This is a genomic window from Microbacterium sp. USHLN272, from assembly GCF_037149655.1.
GTDB classification, from domain to species: domain Bacteria; phylum Actinomycetota; class Actinomycetes; order Actinomycetales; family Microbacteriaceae; genus Microbacterium; species Microbacterium galbinum.
Genome location: NZ_JBBCRA010000001.1, coordinates 1,485,392 through 1,504,534, shown reverse-complemented (window position 1 = coordinate 1,504,534; position 19,143 = coordinate 1,485,392). Strand labels below are relative to the sequence as shown.

The following is a 19,143-nucleotide window of genomic DNA, read 5'->3' as shown; positions in this document are numbered from 1 at the left end:
GTCGGGCAGTGTCCGGACCGACCGATCAGTCGCCGCGCAGCGATTCGACCATCCCGCGGAGCATGCGGAACGCCACGTCTTGATCGTGCGCGCTCATACCCGAGAGCATCCGCTTCTCGACCGCCCGCACCGCTGCGGTCGCGCTCTCGAGCCGCTCGCGGCCCGAAGGAGTCAGATCAGTCGGGAGCGCTTTGCCGACGGGAGCCTCCGTTGCCCGCACGATGAGGCCCTCGCGCTCGAGCTGCTGCAGCAGGACGTTCATCGACTGCCGAGTGACGAATGCTCCGCGCGCGAGGTCGGAGTTCGAGAGGCCCGGCCTCTGGGCCAGCAGCTCGAGACAGGAGTAGCGCGTGATCGTCATGTCGAGCGGTCGTAGAGCCTCCTCCATCGCGCCGCGCAGGGCGCTCGCCGCTTCTTTGAGCAGATACCCGAGCGAGGTCCGCAGGTCGATGCCATCTTGACTCATGTCAGCATTCTGACATAGAGTGATGTGTGTCAGAAAACTGACACACATCGAAGGAGTATCCCATGCCTGTCACCGGCCCCGACTTCATCTCCCTGCAGGTGCGCGACCTGAACGGATCCCGGGCGTTCTACGAGCGATACCTGGGTCTCGTACGCTCTCCCGCCGGACCACCGCATGCCGTCGTCTTCGCCACGGCGCCGATCGCTTTCGCGCTTCGCGATGTCCTCCCCGATTCCGGCCTCGTGGCGGCCCCGCACCCCGGCGTCGGGGTAGCCCTGTGGATGCACGCGACGGACGTGCAGGGGATCCACGATGCCCTCGTCGCCGACGGGCACAGGATCGTCACCGCGCCCATCGATGGCCCGTTCGGGCGCACCTTCACCTTCGCCGATCCCGATGGCTATCACGTGACTCTCCACGATCGCGCCTGAGTGATCGCGTCCGGTTCGTGGGATGCCGCGGAATCCGTTACGATGGCTAGGTGCATCCGAGCTTTCGGGCGAGGATGCCTGGAGACGTCGCATAGTCCGGCCTAGTGCACCACCCTGCTAAGGTGGAGACCTCTTTAAGGGGTCCAGGGGTTCAAATCCCCTCGTCTCCGCAGCGAAGCCCCCGAGTGATCGGGGGCTTTTTCGCGCTCTCCGGTGGAGTCGTGCCGCCGATCCATACCAAAGGGTACGGGCCGATCCTTTGGTATGGATCGTGGGTGCGACCCGATCGAATCCGTCCGGACTGATCGGGTGGGGGGAGCCGGACGCGCGGGATGCTGGGGGCATCCACAGAGGAGGAACGCATGATCGGCACGCTGAATGCTTTGGTCGACCTGGTCGAGAGCACCGACGTCGATGATCTCGATGTCGCCGGATTCGCTCGCGCGCGCGGCACCACGGAGTACCACCTGCGCCGGATGTTCTCGACGCTGGCCGGCATGCCGCTGTCGGAGTACGTGCGACGTCGCCGCATGGCTCGGGCAGGCGCGGAACTCGTCGCCGGGGCATCCGATCTTCTCGATGTCGCCGTGCGGCACGGATACGGCTCGGTCGAAGCCTTCGCCCGAGCGTTCCGAGCCGTGCACGGGATCGGACCTGCCGATGCGCGCCGTGACGGCGGACCTCTTCGCACACAACCCACGCTCCGGTTCCGCCTGAGCGTTGAAGGGAGCACTCCCATGCACGTCACCATCACCCATCACCCCGCGATCGTCCTCGTCGGGCACGCGGTCGACGTCCCGCTGATCCACCGCGGGGTCAACCCGCGCATCCAGGAGCACATCGCCGCGATCGCTCCCGAAGAGCACGCGCGCCTCAAGGCGCTGTCGGATGCCGAGCCCACCGGCATCCTGGCCGTCACCGCCGACGTCGAGCCCGACGCACCCGAAGGCAGCCCCCTCACCTATCTGCACGGCGTGGCCAGGAAGGAGTCGTCGCCCGTGCCCGCCGACCTCGATGCGATGCCGCTGCCCGCCGGCTCCTGGGCGGTTTTCGCGGCCGACGGGCCGTTCCCCGAGACGCTGCAGAACCTCTGGGCGGCGACGGCGACCGAATGGTTCCCCTCGAACCCGTGGCGACTGCGGCCCGGACCCTCGATCGTGCGGTACCTGGAGTTCACCGGCACGCACGCGTCGTGCGAGCTCTGGTTGCCGATCGAAGAGGCGTGAGCGGGTCTGCGCCGCGCGTCAGCGACCCGATGCGCCCAGCGCGGCGACCAACTCCTCCGTCGTCGTGACCTCGGCCAGCAGGGGAACGATCTGCGCGAGGTGCGCTGCACCGACGTCCGGGCGGAAATCCATGACGGCATCCGTCGGGAGCGCCACCGAGTAACCGAGCGCGTAGGCGTCTCGCGCGGTCGATTCCACCCCGATGCTGGTGGCGACGCCGGTCACGACCACCTGCGTCACCCCGCGGCGGGAGAGCTGGTCGTGCAGGTCGGAGCCGGCGAACGCGCTCCACGGTGCGCGACGGATGCGGATGTCGGCGGCATCCGTCACCAGCGAGGGGAGGGGTGCATCGCCGTCGGCGGGCACCGTCGATACCCCGTGCGCCTTGGTCATCTCGGTGCGCCCGGGCACCGACCCGCTGACCGTGGCGACGACCACCGGCTGACCGGATGCCCGGAACGCGGCGGCGAGCGTGTTCGTGTTCGCGACGACCCGCTCGAGGGTGTCCTGCTCCATGCGGGGCGCGGTGGCGACCTGGAGTTCGACGACGATCAGCGCGACGTTCTCGTCGAGGGGTGCGAGCGGCATCAGTCGTTCTCTCCGCCGAAGGTGACGACGACCTTCTCGGCCTGTCCGGGCGTTGCGGCGAGGGCGAGTGCGTCCTGCACGCGGTCGAAGGGGATCTCGTCGCTGATGATCTGCGCGTACTTCTGCCAGTTGTCGATGATGTCGTCGGTCACCTCGAAGATCTCGGTGGGGTACCCCATCGACAGACGGATGTCGAGCTCGGTGGTCAGGAGCCCGCCGAGGTCGATCTCGACCGGAGCCTTGTGCACGGCGACCACGCTGAGCACGGCGCGCTTGCCGGCGACACCGAGCACCGTCCGGATCACCTGCGGCGCACGCGCGGCGTCGATGTATCCCTCGGTGGAGGAGCGCTCGCCGCGCAATCCGATGCCCGTCGACCGGCCGTGCAGCTCGATCAGCCGCGCGGCCACGTCTTCGGCGCGGGAGTCGATGACGGCATCCGCTCCGAGCGCCAGCGCCTTCTCGAGGCGGTTGGGCACGATGTCGATCACGACGACGTGCGCGACGCCGCGACGCTTGAGGCTGAGCAGGGCCCCGAGGCCGATCGGGCCGGCGCCGAAGATCGCGATCCGGTGCTCCGGCGCGGGGTCGAGGCGGTTGACCGCGTGGCGGGCGACCGCCATCGGTTCGTTGAGCGCGGCCACGCTGAACGGCACGTGCGGCGGGACGACCCGGAACTGCTCACCCGGCTTCGCATCGAGCAGCACCACGTACTCGCTGAGCGCGCCCTGCGCGCCGCCGGAGCCGAGCAGGCCGTCGACGGTGGCCATGACGTTGATGACGACGTGGTCGCCGACGGTGACGCCCTCGACCTCGGCGCCGACCTCGACGACCTCGCCTGCCGGTTCGTGCCCGAGCGGCGTCGCGCCCTGGCGCGGAGGGATGCCGCCATAGGTCGTGTACATGTGGTCGGAGCCGCAGATGCCGCAGGCGCGCACGCGCACGAGCACGTCGCGCGGGCCGGCGGTGGGGGCGTCGACGTCGACGACGGTCGTCTCGCCGGGGCCGGTCACCAGTACTGATCTCATCGGGGGCTCCATTCGGGTCGGAAGTTCACGCGGCACTTATGTTACACATGTCACATAAGTAGCGGAACACCTTCGGTACTCTCGACTCATGGCGGAATCTCGGATCGGGCGGCCCCCGGATCAGCGCACCCGCGTGGCCGCGCTCCGCGCCACCCGCGAGCTCCTCCTCGCCCGCGGCTACGAGGGCGTCGCGATGAGCGACATCGCCGCTGCAGCCGGCGTGCCGCGCCAAACGCTCTACCGCCGCTGGCCGACGAAGCAGGCGCTCGTCGCCGACTGCGTGCTCGACGACGTGCTGCCGGTCGAACTGGTCGTCGTCGCCGCGACCGGCGACCTCCGCGCCGACATCGACCTCTGGCTGCAGAGCTCGATCGCCTCGATCGAAGCGGATGCCGACGCCGCACTGTTCCGGGCGCTGCTCGTGGCCTCGGCATCCGATGAATCGGCGCGGCAGCGCACGGTCGACCACTTCCTCGCTCCGCTGCGGAGTGCGATCGAGCGTTCGTTCGCGGCGGCGGGGCGTGAGGGGCACGAGCTCGTCGCGGATGCGCTGCTCGGGGCGATGGTCGCGGCGATCGTCTCCCGCGATGCCGAGGCGCTGCGCCGCGTGCGGGACCTCGGCGACCTGCTTACCCGCGGATGACGGAAGGACTCGCGATGCCGGCCACCGATCTGAAGAAGACGCTCGACGCGTACCAGGCGAAGCGCGGGGTGTTCCGGCTCGTCGACGTGCCGCCGATGCAGTACTTGATGATCGACGGCGCCGGCGATCCGAACGTGTCGCAGGCCTACGCGGATGCCCTCGCCGCGCTGTATCCGATCGCCTACGGGGTCAAGTTCGCGAGCCGCGCGCAGCTCGGCGTCGACACCGTCGTCATGCCGTTGGAGGGCCTCTGGCATGCCGAGGACATGGCGTCATTCACCTCGCGCCGTGACAAGTCGACGTGGCTGTGGACGATGATGATCATGGTTCCCGACCATGTCACCGCCGAGATGGTCGAGGCGGCGCGCGGCAAGGCTTCGGTGAAGAAGGATGCCTCTCCGAGCCTGTCGGCCGTGCGGCTCGAGACCTTCGACGAGGGGCTGTGCGTGCAGACGCTGCACGTGGGGTCGTACGACGACGAGGCGCCCGTGCTCGAGGATCTGCACCACCGCTTCATCCCCGGGAACGGGTTGGAGATGCGCGGCATCCACCACGAGATCTACCTCAGCGACGCGCGCCGGGTCGAACCGGCCAGGCTCCGCACGATCCTGCGGCAGCCGGTGGCTCCCGCGGGTCCCTGAGCGAGCGAAACGAGACGAAGGGCCACCGCCCGCGCTCACGCCGTCGCGGGCTTCTCGCTCCACAGCAGCAGGAAGGCGCCGAGCCCGATCATCATGCCGCCGCCCGTGGCCGACATGGTCGAGAGGCGGCGCGGTGAGCGGCCGAACCAGTCGCGCGCCGCGCTCGCGAGCAGCACCCAGATCGCGTCGCAGCTGACGCCGATCGCGACGACGATGACGCCGAGCACGAAGAGCTGCAGCGGCACGGAGCCCGCGTGCAGGTCGACGAACTGGGGGAGGATCGCGAGGAAGAACGCGATCGACTTCGGGTTGGTGAGCCCCACGATGAAGCCTTCGACGAGCAGCCGGGTGCCGGACTTGCGCGTGGCTGGTGCGGTCGCGGCTGCGGCGGCATCGTGCCGGTGCCGGATCGCCTGGATGCCGAGGAACACGAGGTAGCCGGCGCCGAGCACCTTCACGATCGTGAACAGGATCACGGACTGCGCGATCACCGTGCCGACGCCGAGGGCCACGGCGAGCACCAGCACGATCGATCCGACGGCGGTGCCGAGGATGCTGAGGAACCCGCCGACCCGGCCCAGAGCGATCGATCGACCGATGGTGAAGAGCACCGTCGGCCCGGGGATCACGACCATCACGAACGCGGCGACGACGAACGCGAGCAGCGTCTCGGGAGCGAACATGGGCCGATCCTAAAGGCATATCAATATGCTCTCCACAGATGCGGTTCATCTGTCTTCATCTGGGGTCGATCTGTCGTAATCTCACCTTCGAGATCGGAGGTTCGAATGGTTGATGATGGATGGTCGGTGTCGCCCGAGCAGGTATCGGTCGTGCTGCAGAACGTGGACGTGGCGGGGGAGCCTCTGGGGCAGGCGGTGAAGGATGCCCAGGCTCTCGCCGAGCGTCGCTCCGACCTCATCGTGACCGGGCGCACGACTCTCGCCGAGGCTTGGGACGACTTCCTCGAAGTGCGCGCACTGGTGCCGGGGAAGGCGATCACCGCAGTGTCGAATGCGGCGGCCGCGGTGGTGGAAGGCGTGCTCGCGATCACGGCGGGTGATGAGGTCATGGCTGAGACCTGGCGCTCAGAACACCCGGGGATCTTCGAGGGGCAGGTGAAGATCTCGTGAGCGCCTTCGTCTCGCACACGTTGCGCGAGGTGCCCTCCTCGACGGCGATGTCGGCACTCGGCACAAGCGCCGAATCGCTCGGAACCCTGGTCGTGGAGACGATGGATGCGGTCAGAACCCAATGGGTGGAGCTGGAAGGCGCGTTCACTCTCATTCCGGCAGGCGACACATCCGGAGCGATGATGACGCCGTCGGAATCCTCGAAAGGGTTCCGCGATGCGATGGACGCCGCGAAGAAGGCTCTGGCGGATGCTGCCGGCGACGTGTTCGCCGTGCTCGAGCAGACGCGCACCGAGCTACAAGGGACGATCCAGAATCTCAACGAGCGGCATTACTCGCATTCCCTGATCCTCGATCAGGAGATCGCGACGTTCCAGGCCGACCCTGGGAACGACCCGGTGATCAACGGGAGGAACCATCCGGAGACGGATGCGTACGACACGGCGAAGGTGAACCTCGGGTTGCTCGATCAAGAGGCGGAACGGCTCGCCTTGGAAGTCGAGATGTTCAACCGCTCGGTCGATCAGGCAGAGCAAGACCTTGCCGACAAGCTGCGCGGGATCGAGGGTGGCGATGAGATCTATCAATCCTCGGGGAAGGCGGTGACGACCGCGCAGACGGCTTGGGGGCTCATCCCACCCGGCCCCTCGTCGGGGCCCGGCACGGCGCCGGCCGTGGTGTCGCTCGGTGACTACCTCGATCTCGCCATCGCCCGTGCGGCAGCAGACCGCATCAACTGGTTCACGACGGCGGGGGAGAAGGACGTCTCTGACTGGTTGGCCGCCCACCCTGAGTTCTTCGCGGCTATCGGGTTCATCCCTCCCGCGAAGGCCAACGAGATCTGGGATCGTCTCCGGAACCGGTCGACAGCGGATGCCTCGGGCAAATGGGTCACCGGCCCGTTGGCCACCCTCTGGGATAGAGCGCCCGCGTCGATCGGGAATCTCAATGGTGTCAAGACGGCGGATCGCGTGCCGTGGTCGACGCGCGAGGTCGAGCGGTTGCTCGATGATCCGACGCTGACGGACGAACAGCGTACGAAACTCAACCTGCTCAAGCGTCAAACCGAGGAAGGACTGAGGATTCTCTCCACGTTCATCGATGAGACGGGCGATGTCCGAGCCTCCCTCGTTCGGGGCGACCCCGACACGGCTGACCAGGTCATTACGATCACGCACGGCATCCAGACCGATGTCGGCACACTCGGTGAGTGGGGCCAGATCGCGCGAGATGTGTATGACTACACGAATCAGCAGGTCGACTTCCGCCATATCGATTCGTCAACGGCGGTGATCCTCCAGATGGAATGGGACTCCGGCGACATGTGGTCTGTGTGGGCAGACGAATTGCCGAGTAACGGCGCCAGTCGCATCGCAGCCCTCGTCGAGGGGTTGCGCCACGTCAACCCGAGTGCCTGGCAAGAGGGGTGGGCTCACTCTCTTGGCACGACGGCGGTCATCCTGAGCTCTCAACAGTCGCCTGGTGTATTTGACCACATGACTCTTTTCGGGTCAGCGGGGCTGACTCCAGAAGGTAATGCTGCGATGGAAAACGCGATCGCTGAGGGAGACGCGACGGTCTCGGTTACTGGCGCCAGCGCCGACTGGGTCGCGATCTGGGGGAGGCCCCCGGTGCTATCCACGCACTCTGAAGACCCTGCAGGTAGCGAAGGGGTCGAGATCTTCGATTCGAACGGCGGAGTCGTGACCGACTACGTGACACCAGACCTCCGGCCTGTGATCGGCTTGCCGACAGGCGGGCATAACGCTGGTGCGTCTACGGAAATGCTCTATCGCTTCCACCGGGCTCCGGGCTTTTTCCTCTCGCTCGCCCCCGAGGACAGCGTTGGATACCTCGACCCACGTGGTCAATCGTTCCTTCAAGCCGTCGCAGACTATGCCGAGCGAGTTGAGGAACGGCAATGAGTGGATCACGAGTTCAATCTCGACGGGCCCGCGCACGGTGGTGCGTGGCCACGACCATAGGAGTTGCGATGATGACGCTAACTGGCTGTGCTCCGAGTGGGCCTGAGCTTTACCTAGAGGCGAAGGATGCCTACTCGTCGATGCGCGAGAAAGTCGCCGAGTTGCAACTACATGTTTACGACGGGGAGTGGGATCTCCCCGGGTGGGGGATAGCCCCCGAGGCATGTGGGTCTGGCGGGTATCGATTTTCGTTTACGCGAACAACTCCCCTTGAAGACGGGTGGTGGCTCCCGCAAAACACGACCGAGGGCAAAGTCGACGCGCTCATGCACTGGCTGGATCTGAACGGGTGGTCAGATGTGCGAATGCTCACCTACGGCGGCGGAGTCACCGCCGTCAACATCGAGGCGACGTACCCTGAAGCGCACGTACAGGACATCCTGATCACGGTGACCGCGGGACCCGCGAACGACATCGTGCACATCAAGGTGACCGGCACCTGCGAGCCTGGGAATGACTCCGAGCTCTGGGAGCTGATGTTCCCTGACGGCTACCCGGGATCGAACGCTCCGCAGTCTGTGCATCCGTCGGTGGAGCCTCCGTTCGGTGACGGAGCTCCGACTTCGACGCCCGAATCGTGATCAACAACAATGAGGCATCGATCATGATCTCTGCCACGACCCCAGACTCGCCAGTGCCGCCGATGAAAGCGCCGAAAAAGCGCGATAGGGCGGAGACCTTCGGTGCGATCGTGGTGTTCACACCACTGATCGTCACCGCGGTGTCGTTCATCATCCTGGCCGTGCCGGTATACGGCATCATCGGATTCGTCCTCTTCGGCTATCTTGCGATGGCCTGGTGGGTGTTCGGTGTGGCCTCGCTGTTGGTTCTGTTCTTCGCGCTGTGGGGCAACCGGCGGGCGGCGCTCTATGGGGCGCTCGGCATGCTCGAATCGATATCGACAGCGGTTGTCCTGTTCATGGAGTGGGATTCCGGTGCGTGGTACACCGTGCAGGGAATGAAGGAGCCCGTCTTGGGGGCGGATCGGGAGGCGGCTCTCGTCGCAGGGATGCGCTTCGTCAACCCGGATGCATGGCAGGAGGGGTGGGCGCACTCTCTCGGAACGACTATGGTCACGACCAATCAGATCCATAACCCCGGGGTTTTCGATCACCTCACGCTCTTCGGCTCGGCGGGTATTACCGAGAGCGCGGCAAAGGCACTAGCGGCCCAGATCGCCGACGAAACAGTCTCGGTCTCCGCCGCGTCTTCTGGTCTTGATCCGATCGCGTGGATGGGACGCACGGATCTCTCGACCCATCCTGTCGACCCAAAGACAGTGGAGGGAGTCACCGAGATCGGCTCGCACGGGGGAGCCGTCGAGAATTACCTCAACGCAGACGGGCGAGAGGTGACAGGAGCCGCGACACAGGGGCACAATGCGGGCTCTTCGACCGAGATCATCTATCGCATTCACCGGGCGCCGTACTGGCATCTGGGATTCATCCCCGAGGAAAGCGTCGGGTACCTGGATCCCCGCTCAGAAGCCATGATGCAAGCTGTGGCCGATTTCGCCGAGCGCGTCGAGGCGCGCCAGTGAAAAGCGGATCGCGGTGCCGACGTCGTCTTCTCGCAGCACTCACGCTTTTTTCGACAGGAGCAATTCTCACGATGACTAGTTGTGCGCAGACGGGCGTGACTCTGTACGAGCACGCTCGCGAAACCAATCTCACGATGAAGCAGGAGCTGTCCGAATTGCAACTCCACATCTTCGACGGTGAGTGGACGGTAGGGGAGTACGGCGACATACCTAATGGATGCGGGGCAAACGGATACAACTTCTACGTTCAGCGTGGAACGCCGCTCGAGAGCGACTGGCGGATGTCGGCACCGACAGCCCCGGACATGGCGGACGAGCTGATGGATTGGCTCGAGGGCCGTGGGTGGACGGGAATCGTCGGACGGACATACGCCGCTGGAGTCTCATCCGTCACCGTTGAGGCGGAGAAGAGATCGAGTTACATCGATGACTTACTCATCACGATCTCCAGTGGCGTGGAGAACGACATTGTCACGATACGCGCCACGAGTACGTGCGAAGCAGGAGACCGTTGGGAACTCAGAGAGCTCATGTTTCCGGATAATCTATTCGACTACGACGTCGTTGAGCGGGAGCATCCTACGGAGACTCCCAAGTTCGGCATGGCAACTCCGGCCCCAACCGCTTCGCCCGAATCATGATCGAGGACAACGGGGGTGCACCGCCGACTACGCCCGTCCAGTCGCCGACAGCGCCGAAAAAGCGCGACAGAGCCGAGACCTTCGGCGCGATCGTGGTGTTCACGCCACTGATCGTCACTGGGTTGTCGTTTGTCATCCTGGCGGTGCCGATCTACGGCATCATCGGGCTCGCCATCTTCGGCTATCTCGCGATGGCCTGGTGGGTGTTCGGTGTGGCCTCGCTGTTGGTCCTGTTCTTCGCGCTGTGGGGCAACCGGCGGGCGGCGCTCTATGGGGCGCTCGGAGTCCTCGAATCGCTGGTGCTGGGCATGATCCACTCACAGTTCCCGGGCGCATGAGCGACGACCTCGAACGCACCGCAGCAACCGAGCATCCCTACGTTCCGAACTCGGCGCAACGAGAAAGAGCACGGTCGGCGGCATGGGGCTCCATGCTCGCGGCGCTGTGCCTGTGGTTGGCATTCCCACTCTGGACGGCGTGGTCGGCGTACCTGAACTTCGTCCCGATCTGGCAGTACGTGCAGTACGGGGTGTCGATCGTGCTCGCCGCATTCATCTACAAGAACGTGCACTTCCGTACTCGATTCGGATCGCTCGCGACCAAGATCTTCGGCGCGATGGGAGCGCTCGCCATCGCGGCGCTCGGTCCCGTCCTGCTCCTCTACATGCTCGAGCATCCCTGGGGGTGGTCCTGAGCGGCTTGGATCGAGCTGTGGATAACTTCCGATGGTGTTCCCGGATCACAAGCACACTGTTTCGATGCGCATGACAGATCGGATTCTTGTCGTGTCCGCCAAGCGGACGGAGGTGCCAAGTCGGCGCGGCTTCCGCGGCCGGGCGATCATCGCTTTGTTTGGACTGTTGCTGGCGGTGCTGTCCATGGCGGGATGTGCGCCATCGGGTATAGCTCTGTACGACCAAGCGCGAAGTATCAACTCCTCAGTCAAGAAAGAGATCTCGTTACTGCAACTGAGGATCCTGGACGGTGAATGGGACGTGCAGAAATACGGCGACATTCCGAGCAAGTGCGGCAGCGACGGCTACCGATTCGCGTTCGGGCGCTCGACGCCCCACAGCGATGGCTGGCGCTTGCCCGACGGTTCACCCGACCAGACGATCGATGCCTTTTCCGAGTGGTTCGGTGAGCACGGATGGTCCGGAATCGGAGTGCGTACATTCTCCGGCGACGTGCAAGACCTCGTTCTGGAGGCGCGCAAGCCTTCTGCGCACATCGAACTAGTCGTCATCACCGTTGCGACTGGAAAGTCACGGGACTGGATCGACATCGACGTTACGAGTACCTGCGAGCCGGGAAGCGAGGAAGAGCTCGTCGACCTCATGTTCCCGGCTGGGCTGAACGGGCGGGACTGGTCACAGCCGGAGCATCCGTCGGCTGAGCCGAAGTTCGGCTTCGTCACTCCGACTCCGACTGCAACTCCATGATTCGCGAACGCCATCCGACGAACGATCCGTTCAACAGCGCTGCACTGCCGCCGCGGTCGCACCTCGCCGCCGCGTGGGTCGAAGACGGCCCGCTCCTCTTCGCGCGGATCGTCTGGTTCACGCCATTCATCGCGTTGGCAAGCGTCATCCTGATGCTGATCATCCCGGTGACCGGTTTCGTCGCGCTCTTCGTGCTCACGGCTCTCATCAAGACCTGGTGGATCGGGGGGATACTGGCGGTGCTGGTGATCCTGCTCGCGGCCCGCCGCGACGCTCCTGCCGCACGACTCGGCCGCCTGGCACTGGCCCTTTCGCTCGCTTTCGCCGCACTCGGCTTCCTCATCTTCCGGTGACGGCGCCCACCGAGCATCTGTCCGCCACGCGCCGCCGCAATCGCCCCACAGAGCGGAACCGAGACGAGCCGAACACGAGCGCATCGTTCCGGCCGGCGGCGGGCGACAGTGCGTCGGGCATGGTCTCCTCTTCTCCACGCGGAGCGCGGTCGCTCCACCCGTTCTGACCGGACACCGCGGCGATCTGTGACGCCGAGCGCGATGAAGAGAACTGCCGATGCTAACCGTTGGCATGCCGCTCTGGCAATGGCATTCTCCGATTCCCCGCGCGCGCCTATCGTCGACACCACAAACAGAATCACAGGAGCCCGCATGACTGCACAGACCCGCACATCCCCCGGCTCCGCATGCGGCGGTGACGAGCACGGACTCGTCCACTCGCCTGCCGCCGACACCCCGGCCACCGCAGACGCTCCGAGCGAGGTCTCGTACGAGCGCGTCGACCCCGACCGCTACGTCGTGCTGCACGACGGCCCCGTCGGCTTCGTCGAGGTCGTGCCGCCCGTGTTCGTCTGCTACGTCGGACACCCCTACGCCCAGGCGAGCGAGATCGCCCAGGTCCACGACTTCCACCGCGCCGTGGAGATCGTCGCCGAAACAGCCGCGTCACCGCGTGCGCCTAAGATCACGGCATGAGCCTCGAGATCTGGCCGGGAACGCCCTACCCCCTGGGGGCCACCTACGACGGACAGGGAACCAACTTCGCCCTCTTCAGCGAGTGCGCCGAGAAGGTCGAGCTGTGCCTCTTCGACGCCGATGGCAACGAAGAGCGTGTGGAGCTGACCGAGGTCGATGCGTTCGTCTGGCACGGTTACCTGCCGGCGGTGCAGCCGGGGCAGCTCTACGGCTACCGCGTGCACGGCCCCTACGACCCCACCGAGGGTCAGCGGTTCAACCCGAACAAGCTGCTGCTCGACCCTTACGCCAAGGCCGTCGCGGGTGAAATCGACTGGGGGCAGTCGCTGTTCGGCTACGACTTCGGCGACCCCGACTCCCGCAACGACGAGGACTCGGCCGCGTCGATGGCGAAGGGCGTGGTCATCAACCCGTTCTTCGACTGGGCGGGCGACCGGCTTCTTAAGACACCCTACGCGCAGACCGTGATCTACGAGGCGCACGTGAAGGGCCTCACCGTTCAGCATCCCGACGTGCCCGACGACCTGCGCGGAACGTACGCGGGTATCGCGCATCCCGCCATCATCGACCACCTCGTGCGCCTCGGGGTGACGGCGATCGAGCTCATGCCGGTGCACCAGTTCGTGCACGACTCGGTGCTCCAGGACAAGGGCCTCACCAACTACTGGGGTTACAACACGCTCGCATTCTTCGCGCCGCACAACGACTACGCCTCGAACGGCCAGCAGGGTCAGCAGGTGCAGGAGTTCAAGGCGATGGTCCGCGCCCTCCACGCCGCGGGCATCGAGGTCATCCTCGACGTCGTCTACAACCACACCGCCGAGGGCAATCATCTGGGGCCGATGCTCTCGATGCGCGGGATCGACAACCGGGCGTACTACCGGTTGGAGGAGGACAAGCGGTACTACACCGACTACACCGGCACGGGCAACAGCCTCAACGCCGGCAGTCCGCACGCGCTGCAGCTGATCATGGACTCGTTGCGCTACTGGGTGACCGAGATGCACGTCGACGGGTTCCGCTTCGATCTCGCCTCGACCCTTGCCCGCGAGTTCTACGACGTCGACCGGCTGGCGGCGTTCTTCGAGCTCGTGCAGCAGGATCCGATCGTCTCGCAGGTGAAGCTGATCGCCGAGCCGTGGGACGTCGGCCCCGGCGGCTACCAGGTGGGCAACTTCCCGCCCCAGTGGACCGAGTGGAACGGCAAGTACCGCGACACGGTCCGCGACTTCTGGCGGGGAGAGCCGCAGGCGCTCGGCGAGTTCGCGTCGCGCCTGACCGGCTCGGCCGACCTCTACGAGCACTCCGGCCGTCGCCCCGTGGCCTCGATCAACTTCGTCACCGCGCACGACGGCTTCACCCTGCGCGATCTCGTCTCGTACGACGAGAAGCACAACGAGGCCAACGGCGAAGACAACAACGACGGCGAATCCCACAACCGCTCCGACAACAACGGGGTGGAGGGGCCGACCGACGACGCCGACGTCAACCGCCGCCGGGCGCGCCAGCAGCGCAACTTCCTGGCCACGCTGCTGCTCTCGCAGGGCGTGCCGATGATCGCGCACGGCGACGAGTTGGGCCGCACGCAGGGCGGCAACAACAACGGCTACGCGCAGGACAACGAGATCACCTGGGTCGATTGGGATGCCGCCGACCGGCCCCTGATCGAGTTCACCGCATCCGTCGCCCGACTGCGGCACGAGCATCCGACGTTCCGACGCAGCCGCTTCTTCGACGGGCGCCCCGTGCGCGACGAAGACGGCGAGCGCGTGCCCGACGTCGTCTGGCTGCGGCCGGACGGACGCCCGATGAAGCCCGAGGACTGGGACTCCGGATTCGGACTCTCGGTCGGCATGTTCCTCAACGGATACGGCATCCGCGAGAAGGACGTGCGCGGGCGCCCCGTCACCGACGTGAACTTCCTCGTCTACTTCAACAGCGGGGATGCCGCGGTCGACGCCGTTCTGCCGCCGGCCCGGCTCGCGAAGGGCTGGGAGATCGTCGTCGACACGGCGGGTCAGTCGATCGAGGGCGCGACCCTGCGTCCGCGCGACGACCTCATCCTCGAGGCCCAGTCGCTGCTCGTGCTGCGCGAGCGCCCCGAGGCGGAGATCGACACCGACGACTCCGTCGAGGCATCGTTGCGCGCGCAGACCGAGCACGTCGAGGCGGTCGAGGCGGCTGCGGTCGAGGCGGCTGCGGCCGCATCCGCCGCCGAGGCCGATGACGCTCCGACCGAGGCACCGGACGAGGAGAACCCGTGACCCGTCGCCCCCTCTCGACGTACCGCCTGCAGATCACCTCGCGCCTCACGCTCGACGAGGCGGCGCGCGTCGCGCCGTACCTCGCCGCGCTCGGTGCGGACTGGGCGTATCTCTCGCCGTTGCTCGCCGCGACTCCGGGATCCGACCACGGCTACGACGTCGTCGATCACTCGCGGGTCGATCCGAGCCGCGGGGGAGCCGAAGGACTCGAGCGCTTCGCGGCCGCGGCGCACGGAGCGGGCCTGGGCATCCTGATCGACACGGTCCCGAACCACATGGGGGTCGGCGTTCCGCGCGCGAACCCGTGGTGGTGGGACGTGCTGCGCCTCGGTCGATCGTCGTCGCACGCGGTCGCGTTCGACATCGACTGGCGACGGGGCGACGACCGGGTGCGCCTCCCGATCCTCGGCGCGGCGCCCGCCGACGTGGTGGCGTCGGGCGACCTCGTGGTCGATACGACTCCGCAGACGGATGCTCCGGACGGCACCCTCTCCTACTTCGAGCACGTTCTCCCGCTGGCCCCCGGCACGGCCGCGCTCGCCGACGATCTGCCCGCCCTGCTCGCCGCGCAGCACTACGAGCTGCGGTTCTGGGAGGACCAGAACACCGAACTCAACTACCGGCGGTTCTTCGCGGTGCCCGAGCTCGCCGGCATCCGTGTCGAGCTCCCCGATGTCTTCGCGGCGTCGCACCGCGAGATCGTCCGGTGGATCACCGATGGCCTCGCCGACGGGCTCCGGGTCGACCACCCCGACGGCCTGTCGGATCCGGGTGGCTACCTCGAGAACCTGGCGGATGCGACGGGCGGGGCGTACGTGCTCGTCGAGAAGATCCTCGAGCCGGGCGAGGCGCTGCCCGACTGGTGGCGCACCGACGGCACCACGGGGTACGACGCCCTGGGTGAGATCGACCGCGTGCTCATCGACCCGGCCGGTGTCGCGGCGCTCGACGCCCTCGATTCCCGCCTACGCGCCGACACCGGCCTGCCCGAGGCGGAGTCGTGGCACGACCTGACGCACACGACGAAGCGGATGATCGCCGAGACGATCCTGCAGTCCGAGGTACGACGCCTCGTGCGCAGCCTGCCGTTCGGCATCGTCGACGCGGATGACGCGCTCACCGAGATCGTGGCGTGCTTCCCGCTGTATCGCCCGTATCTGCCCGCGGGGCGCGAGCACCTGGACCGGACGCTCGCCGAGGCATCCCGGCGCCGACCGGATCTCGCGGGGCCGATCGCCGAACTCGCCCCGCTCCTCGCCGACACGGCGCTCGAGATCGCCGACCGCTTCCCGCAGCTGAGCGGCGCGGTGATGGCGAAGGGCGTGGAAGACACGGCGTTCTACCGCTACACCCGCCTCGGTACCCTGACCGAGGTCGGCGGCGACCCGTCGATCGCGGCGCTGACCCCGGCCGAGTTCCACGCGGCTCAGCAGGACCGCCTCGCCGCCTGGCCGCACTCGATGACGACGCTCTCGACGCACGACACCAAGCGCTCGGAAGACGTGCGGGCGCGGCTGTCGGTCCTCGCCGAGATGCCGCAGCGCTGGGCCGATGTGCTCGCCGATCTGCGCGCGATCGCCTCGACCGGTCACGGCCCTCTCGACTCGCTGCTGTGGCAGGCGGCGGTCGGCGCCTGGCCGATCACCTCCGAACGTCTGCGCGACTACGGCCTCAAGGCCGCGCGCGAGGCGGCCGAGTCGACGACCTGGCAGCACCCCGACGAGGACTTCGAGCGGGGCGTGATCGCCATCGCGGATGCCGCGAACGGAGCCGCCCGCGAGACGCTCGAGGGGTTCGTCGCCGAGATCACCGGCTTCGGTCGGTCGAACTCGCTGTCGGCCAAGCTGCTCCAGCTCACCGGTCCCGGCGTGCCCGACGTCTATCAGGGCAGCGAGCTGTGGGATCTGTCGCTCGTCGACCCCGACAACCGACGCCCGGTCGACTTCGCCGCGCACGCGCAGCTGCTCGGAGCGCTCGACACCGACGTGGCGCACGGGCTCCTCCCGGCGGTCGACGGCACGGGTCTCGCCAAGATGCTGGTCACCTCGCGCGCCCTCCGGCTGCGACGCGACCACTCCGAGCTGTTCACCCGCTACCGTCCGGCCGAGGTCGTGGGCGACGCATCCGCCCATGCCATCGCGGTCGACCGCGGCCGCGTCACCGTCGTCGCGACCCGCTTGCCCGTAGGTCTCGCGGCGCGTGGCGGCTGGGGCGACACGCTCCTGATGCGCCCCGACAGTGCGGCCACCGATGTGCTCACCGGCCGCCGCATCGACCCGGGCCCCGTGCGCCTGGCCGAGCTGCTCGACACCTATCCCGTCGCCCTGCTGATGGAGGCACGATGATCGAGGTCTGGGCGCCGCGGGCGCAGCGACTGCGGCTGCGCCGCTGGGCGGATGCCGCGGCATCCCCCCACGACACCGAGCTGGCCTCGGCATCCGACGGCTGGTGGCGCGCCGACGTGGCGCTCGCCGAGGGCGACCGCTACGGCTTCGTGATCGATGACGCCGACGAAGCCCGCCCCGACCCGCGCTCGCGTCGTCAGCCCGACGGCGTGCACGGCCCGTCGGCGGCATTCGACGCGTCGACCTTCGCCTGGACGGATGCCGCGTGGACCGGCCGCCCCCTCGCGGGCGGCGTGATCTACGAGCTGCACGTCGGCACGATGACCCCCGACGGCACCCTCGACGCGCTGATCGAGCGGCTCGACCACCTCGTGGATCTCGGCGTCACCCACATCGAGCTGCTGCCGGTCAACGCCTTCAACGGCCTCTGGAACTGGGGCTACGACGGCGTGCTCTGGTACGCCGTGCACGAGCAGTACGGCGGCCCGCGCGCCTACCAGCGGTTGGTGGATGCCGCGCACGCCCGCGGTCTCGCCGTCATCCAGGACGTCGTCTACAATCACCTCGGTCCGAGCGGTAACTACCTGCCCGAGTTCGGTCCGTATCTGCGCGACGGTCAGCGCAACACATGGGGCGACTCGATCGACCTCGATGAGCCGGCGGTGCGCGAGTACATCATCGAGAACGCGCTGATGTGGCTGCGCGACTTCCACGTCGACGGGCTCCGCCTCGACGCGGTGCACGCTCTGCACGACGAGCAGCCCGTGCACATCCTGCAGGAGCTGGCCGAGCGGGTCGATGCGTTGTCGGCGCATCAGCAGCGGCCGCTCACTCTGATCGCCGAGTCGGACCTCAACGACCCCACGCTCATCCTCCCGCGCGAGGCGGGCGGCTACGGGCTCACGGCGCAGTGGTCCGACGACTGGCATCACGCCGTGCACGTGGCCCTGACCGGTGAGACGGCGGGCTACTACGAGGACTTCGCCGCGGCGGATGCCGTCGCCAAGGTCACCCGCGGAGGGTTCTTCCACGACGGCACGTTCTCGTCGTTCCGCGGGCGTCCGCACGGCCGACCGGTCCCCGACACGGTCCCCGCCTGGCGACTGGTGACCTTCGCCCAGGACCACGACCAGATCGGCAACCGTGCGGCGGGCGACCGGCTCTCGCAGACGCTGTCGCCGGGGAGGCTGGCGGTCGCGGCCGTGCTCACCCTCACCGCTCCCGGAACTCCCATGCTCTTCATGGGAGAGGAGTGGGGAGCCTCCACGCCCTGGCAGTTCTTCACCTCGCACCCCGAGCCCGAGCTCGGTCGCGCGACCGCCGAGGGCCGCATCGCCGAGTTCGCCCGTATGGGCTGGGACCCCGATCAGGTGCCCGACCCGCAGGACCCGGAGACCTTCGAGCGCTCGCACCTCGACTGGGCCGAACTCGACCGGCCCTCGCATGCCGGGCTGCACGCGCTGTACCGCGATCTGATCGCGCTGCGCCGCGCCCGACCCGAACTCACCGACCCCGATTCGTCGCGCAACCGCGTCACGGTCGAGGTGAGCGCGAACTCGGCAGGCAACGCGCCCGACGCCCGTGTCTACCGGATCGACCGCGGTGCGCTGGCGGTGCTGGTGAACCTGTCGCCCGAGCCCGCGTCCTTCGCGGTCGGCCCCGGTGACGAGGTGCTCCTGGCGACGGGCGAGGCGCTCATCGTCGACGGAGAGATCACGGTCCCGTCCGAATCGGCGGCCGTCGTCGCTCCCCCCGAGGGCCCGGAGGCCGTCTCGGGGTGA

Annotated in this window: 21 protein-coding genes and 1 tRNA gene; 18 read left to right on the top strand and 4 right to left on the bottom strand. The window is 67.3% G+C overall.

All coding sequences use genetic code 11. The annotated features are described in order from the left end of the window. Positions 1–25: 25 nt before the first annotated feature. Positions 26–466, bottom strand: coding sequence for a MarR family winged helix-turn-helix transcriptional regulator (locus WFJ97_RS07325; protein ID WP_336640992.1), 441 nt, complete (start codon positions 464–466; stop codon positions 26–28). Positions 467–528: 62 nt separating this feature from the next. Between WFJ97_RS07325 and WFJ97_RS07320 the strand changes: the two genes are divergently transcribed. From WFJ97_RS07320 to WFJ97_RS07310, 3 genes are all read left to right on the top strand, one after another. Continuing rightward, entirely contained in the window at positions 529–897 is a 369-nt protein-coding gene (locus tag WFJ97_RS07320) for a VOC family protein (protein ID WP_336640991.1), read from the top strand. A gap of 80 nt (positions 898–977) precedes the next feature. Next, positions 978–1,067 (top strand) — tRNA-Ser (locus WFJ97_RS07315). Positions 1,068–1,259: 192 nt separating this feature from the next. Then, a complete protein-coding gene (locus WFJ97_RS07310; RefSeq protein WP_336640990.1) occupies positions 1,260–2,123 on the top strand; it encodes an AraC family transcriptional regulator in 864 nt (287 codons plus the stop codon). Positions 2,124–2,141: 18 nt separating this feature from the next. On the opposite strand, the gene WFJ97_RS07305 is transcribed toward WFJ97_RS07310, so the two are convergent. Together WFJ97_RS07305 and WFJ97_RS07300 are read right to left on the bottom strand one after the other, a co-directional pair. Beyond that, a complete protein-coding gene (locus WFJ97_RS07305; RefSeq protein WP_336640989.1) occupies positions 2,142–2,711 on the bottom strand; it encodes a cysteine hydrolase family protein in 570 nt (189 codons plus the stop codon). After that, on the bottom strand, positions 2,711–3,739 hold the full coding sequence (locus tag WFJ97_RS07300) for a zinc-dependent alcohol dehydrogenase (RefSeq protein ID WP_336640988.1): 1,029 nt from the start codon (positions 3,737–3,739) through the stop codon (positions 2,711–2,713). The genes WFJ97_RS07305 and WFJ97_RS07300 overlap by 1 nt, the downstream gene beginning before the upstream one ends. Positions 3,740–3,827: 88 nt before the next feature. On the opposite strand from WFJ97_RS07300, the gene WFJ97_RS07295 reads away from it, so the two are divergent. Both WFJ97_RS07295 and WFJ97_RS07290 read left to right on the top strand, forming a co-directional pair. Then, a complete protein-coding gene (locus WFJ97_RS07295) occupies positions 3,828–4,382 on the top strand; it encodes a TetR/AcrR family transcriptional regulator (protein WP_336640987.1) in 555 nt (184 codons plus the stop codon). A 14-nt stretch (positions 4,383–4,396) separates the two neighbouring features. Continuing rightward, a complete protein-coding gene (locus WFJ97_RS07290) occupies positions 4,397–5,023 on the top strand; it encodes a GyrI-like domain-containing protein (protein WP_336640986.1) in 627 nt (208 codons plus the stop codon). A gap of 35 nt (positions 5,024–5,058) precedes the next feature. Here WFJ97_RS07290 and WFJ97_RS07285 read toward each other — a convergent pair whose 3' ends face one another. Beyond that, positions 5,059–5,706 (bottom strand): LysE family translocator, encoded by a 648-nt coding sequence (locus WFJ97_RS07285; protein WP_336640985.1) that lies wholly within the window; start codon positions 5,704–5,706, stop codon positions 5,059–5,061. 105 nt (positions 5,707–5,811) lie between these two features. On the opposite strand from WFJ97_RS07285, the gene WFJ97_RS07280 reads away from it, so the two are divergent. From WFJ97_RS07280 to treZ, 13 genes are all read left to right on the top strand, one after another. Next, the gene (locus tag WFJ97_RS07280) at positions 5,812–6,156 is read left to right on the top strand and encodes a hypothetical protein (protein ID WP_336640984.1); all 345 of its coding nucleotides are present in this window, start codon (positions 5,812–5,814) and stop codon (positions 6,154–6,156) included. Beyond that, positions 6,153–8,081 (top strand): alpha/beta hydrolase, encoded by a 1,929-nt coding sequence (locus WFJ97_RS07275; RefSeq protein ID WP_336640983.1) that lies wholly within the window; start codon positions 6,153–6,155, stop codon positions 8,079–8,081. The genes WFJ97_RS07280 and WFJ97_RS07275 overlap by 4 nt, the downstream gene beginning before the upstream one ends. A 68-nt stretch (positions 8,082–8,149) precedes the next feature. Further along, positions 8,150–8,722: a hypothetical protein gene (locus tag WFJ97_RS07270; protein WP_336640982.1), complete on the top strand. Its 573-nt coding sequence runs from the start codon at positions 8,150–8,152 to the stop codon at positions 8,720–8,722. After that, the gene (locus WFJ97_RS07265; protein WP_336640981.1) at positions 8,719–9,681 is read left to right on the top strand and encodes a hypothetical protein; all 963 of its coding nucleotides are present in this window, start codon (positions 8,719–8,721) and stop codon (positions 9,679–9,681) included. The genes WFJ97_RS07270 and WFJ97_RS07265 overlap by 4 nt, the downstream gene beginning before the upstream one ends. Positions 9,682–9,815: 134 nt before the next feature. Next, entirely contained in the window at positions 9,816–10,322 is a 507-nt protein-coding gene (locus tag WFJ97_RS07260) for a hypothetical protein (RefSeq protein ID WP_247623405.1), read from the top strand. After that, the gene (locus WFJ97_RS07255) at positions 10,319–10,660 is read left to right on the top strand and encodes a hypothetical protein (RefSeq protein WP_336640980.1); all 342 of its coding nucleotides are present in this window, start codon (positions 10,319–10,321) and stop codon (positions 10,658–10,660) included. Before WFJ97_RS07260 ends, WFJ97_RS07255 begins: the two co-directional genes overlap by 4 nt. After that, positions 10,657–11,016 (top strand): hypothetical protein, encoded by a 360-nt coding sequence (locus tag WFJ97_RS07250; protein WP_336640979.1) that lies wholly within the window; start codon positions 10,657–10,659, stop codon positions 11,014–11,016. Before WFJ97_RS07255 ends, WFJ97_RS07250 begins: the two co-directional genes overlap by 4 nt. Before the next feature lie 64 nt (positions 11,017–11,080). Continuing rightward, on the top strand, positions 11,081–11,764 hold the full coding sequence (locus tag WFJ97_RS07245) for a hypothetical protein (protein WP_336640978.1): 684 nt from the start codon (positions 11,081–11,083) through the stop codon (positions 11,762–11,764). After that, positions 11,761–12,117 (top strand): hypothetical protein, encoded by a 357-nt coding sequence (locus WFJ97_RS07240; RefSeq protein WP_336640977.1) that lies wholly within the window; start codon positions 11,761–11,763, stop codon positions 12,115–12,117. Before WFJ97_RS07245 ends, WFJ97_RS07240 begins: the two co-directional genes overlap by 4 nt. Positions 12,118–12,429: 312 nt before the next feature. Then, complete coding sequence (locus WFJ97_RS07235) at positions 12,430–12,753, top strand: hypothetical protein (protein WP_247623400.1); 324 nt, start codon at positions 12,430–12,432, stop codon at positions 12,751–12,753. Then, complete coding sequence (gene glgX, locus WFJ97_RS07230; RefSeq protein WP_336640976.1) at positions 12,750–15,017, top strand: glycogen debranching protein GlgX; 2,268 nt, start codon at positions 12,750–12,752, stop codon at positions 15,015–15,017. Before WFJ97_RS07235 ends, glgX begins: the two co-directional genes overlap by 4 nt. Beyond that, positions 15,014–17,362 (top strand): malto-oligosyltrehalose synthase, encoded by a 2,349-nt coding sequence (gene treY, locus WFJ97_RS07225; protein WP_336640975.1) that lies wholly within the window; start codon positions 15,014–15,016, stop codon positions 17,360–17,362. The genes glgX and treY overlap by 4 nt, the downstream gene beginning before the upstream one ends. Continuing rightward, positions 17,359–19,143, top strand: coding sequence for a malto-oligosyltrehalose trehalohydrolase (gene treZ / locus WFJ97_RS07220; RefSeq protein ID WP_336640974.1), 1,785 nt, complete (start codon positions 17,359–17,361; stop codon positions 19,141–19,143). Before treY ends, treZ begins: the two co-directional genes overlap by 4 nt.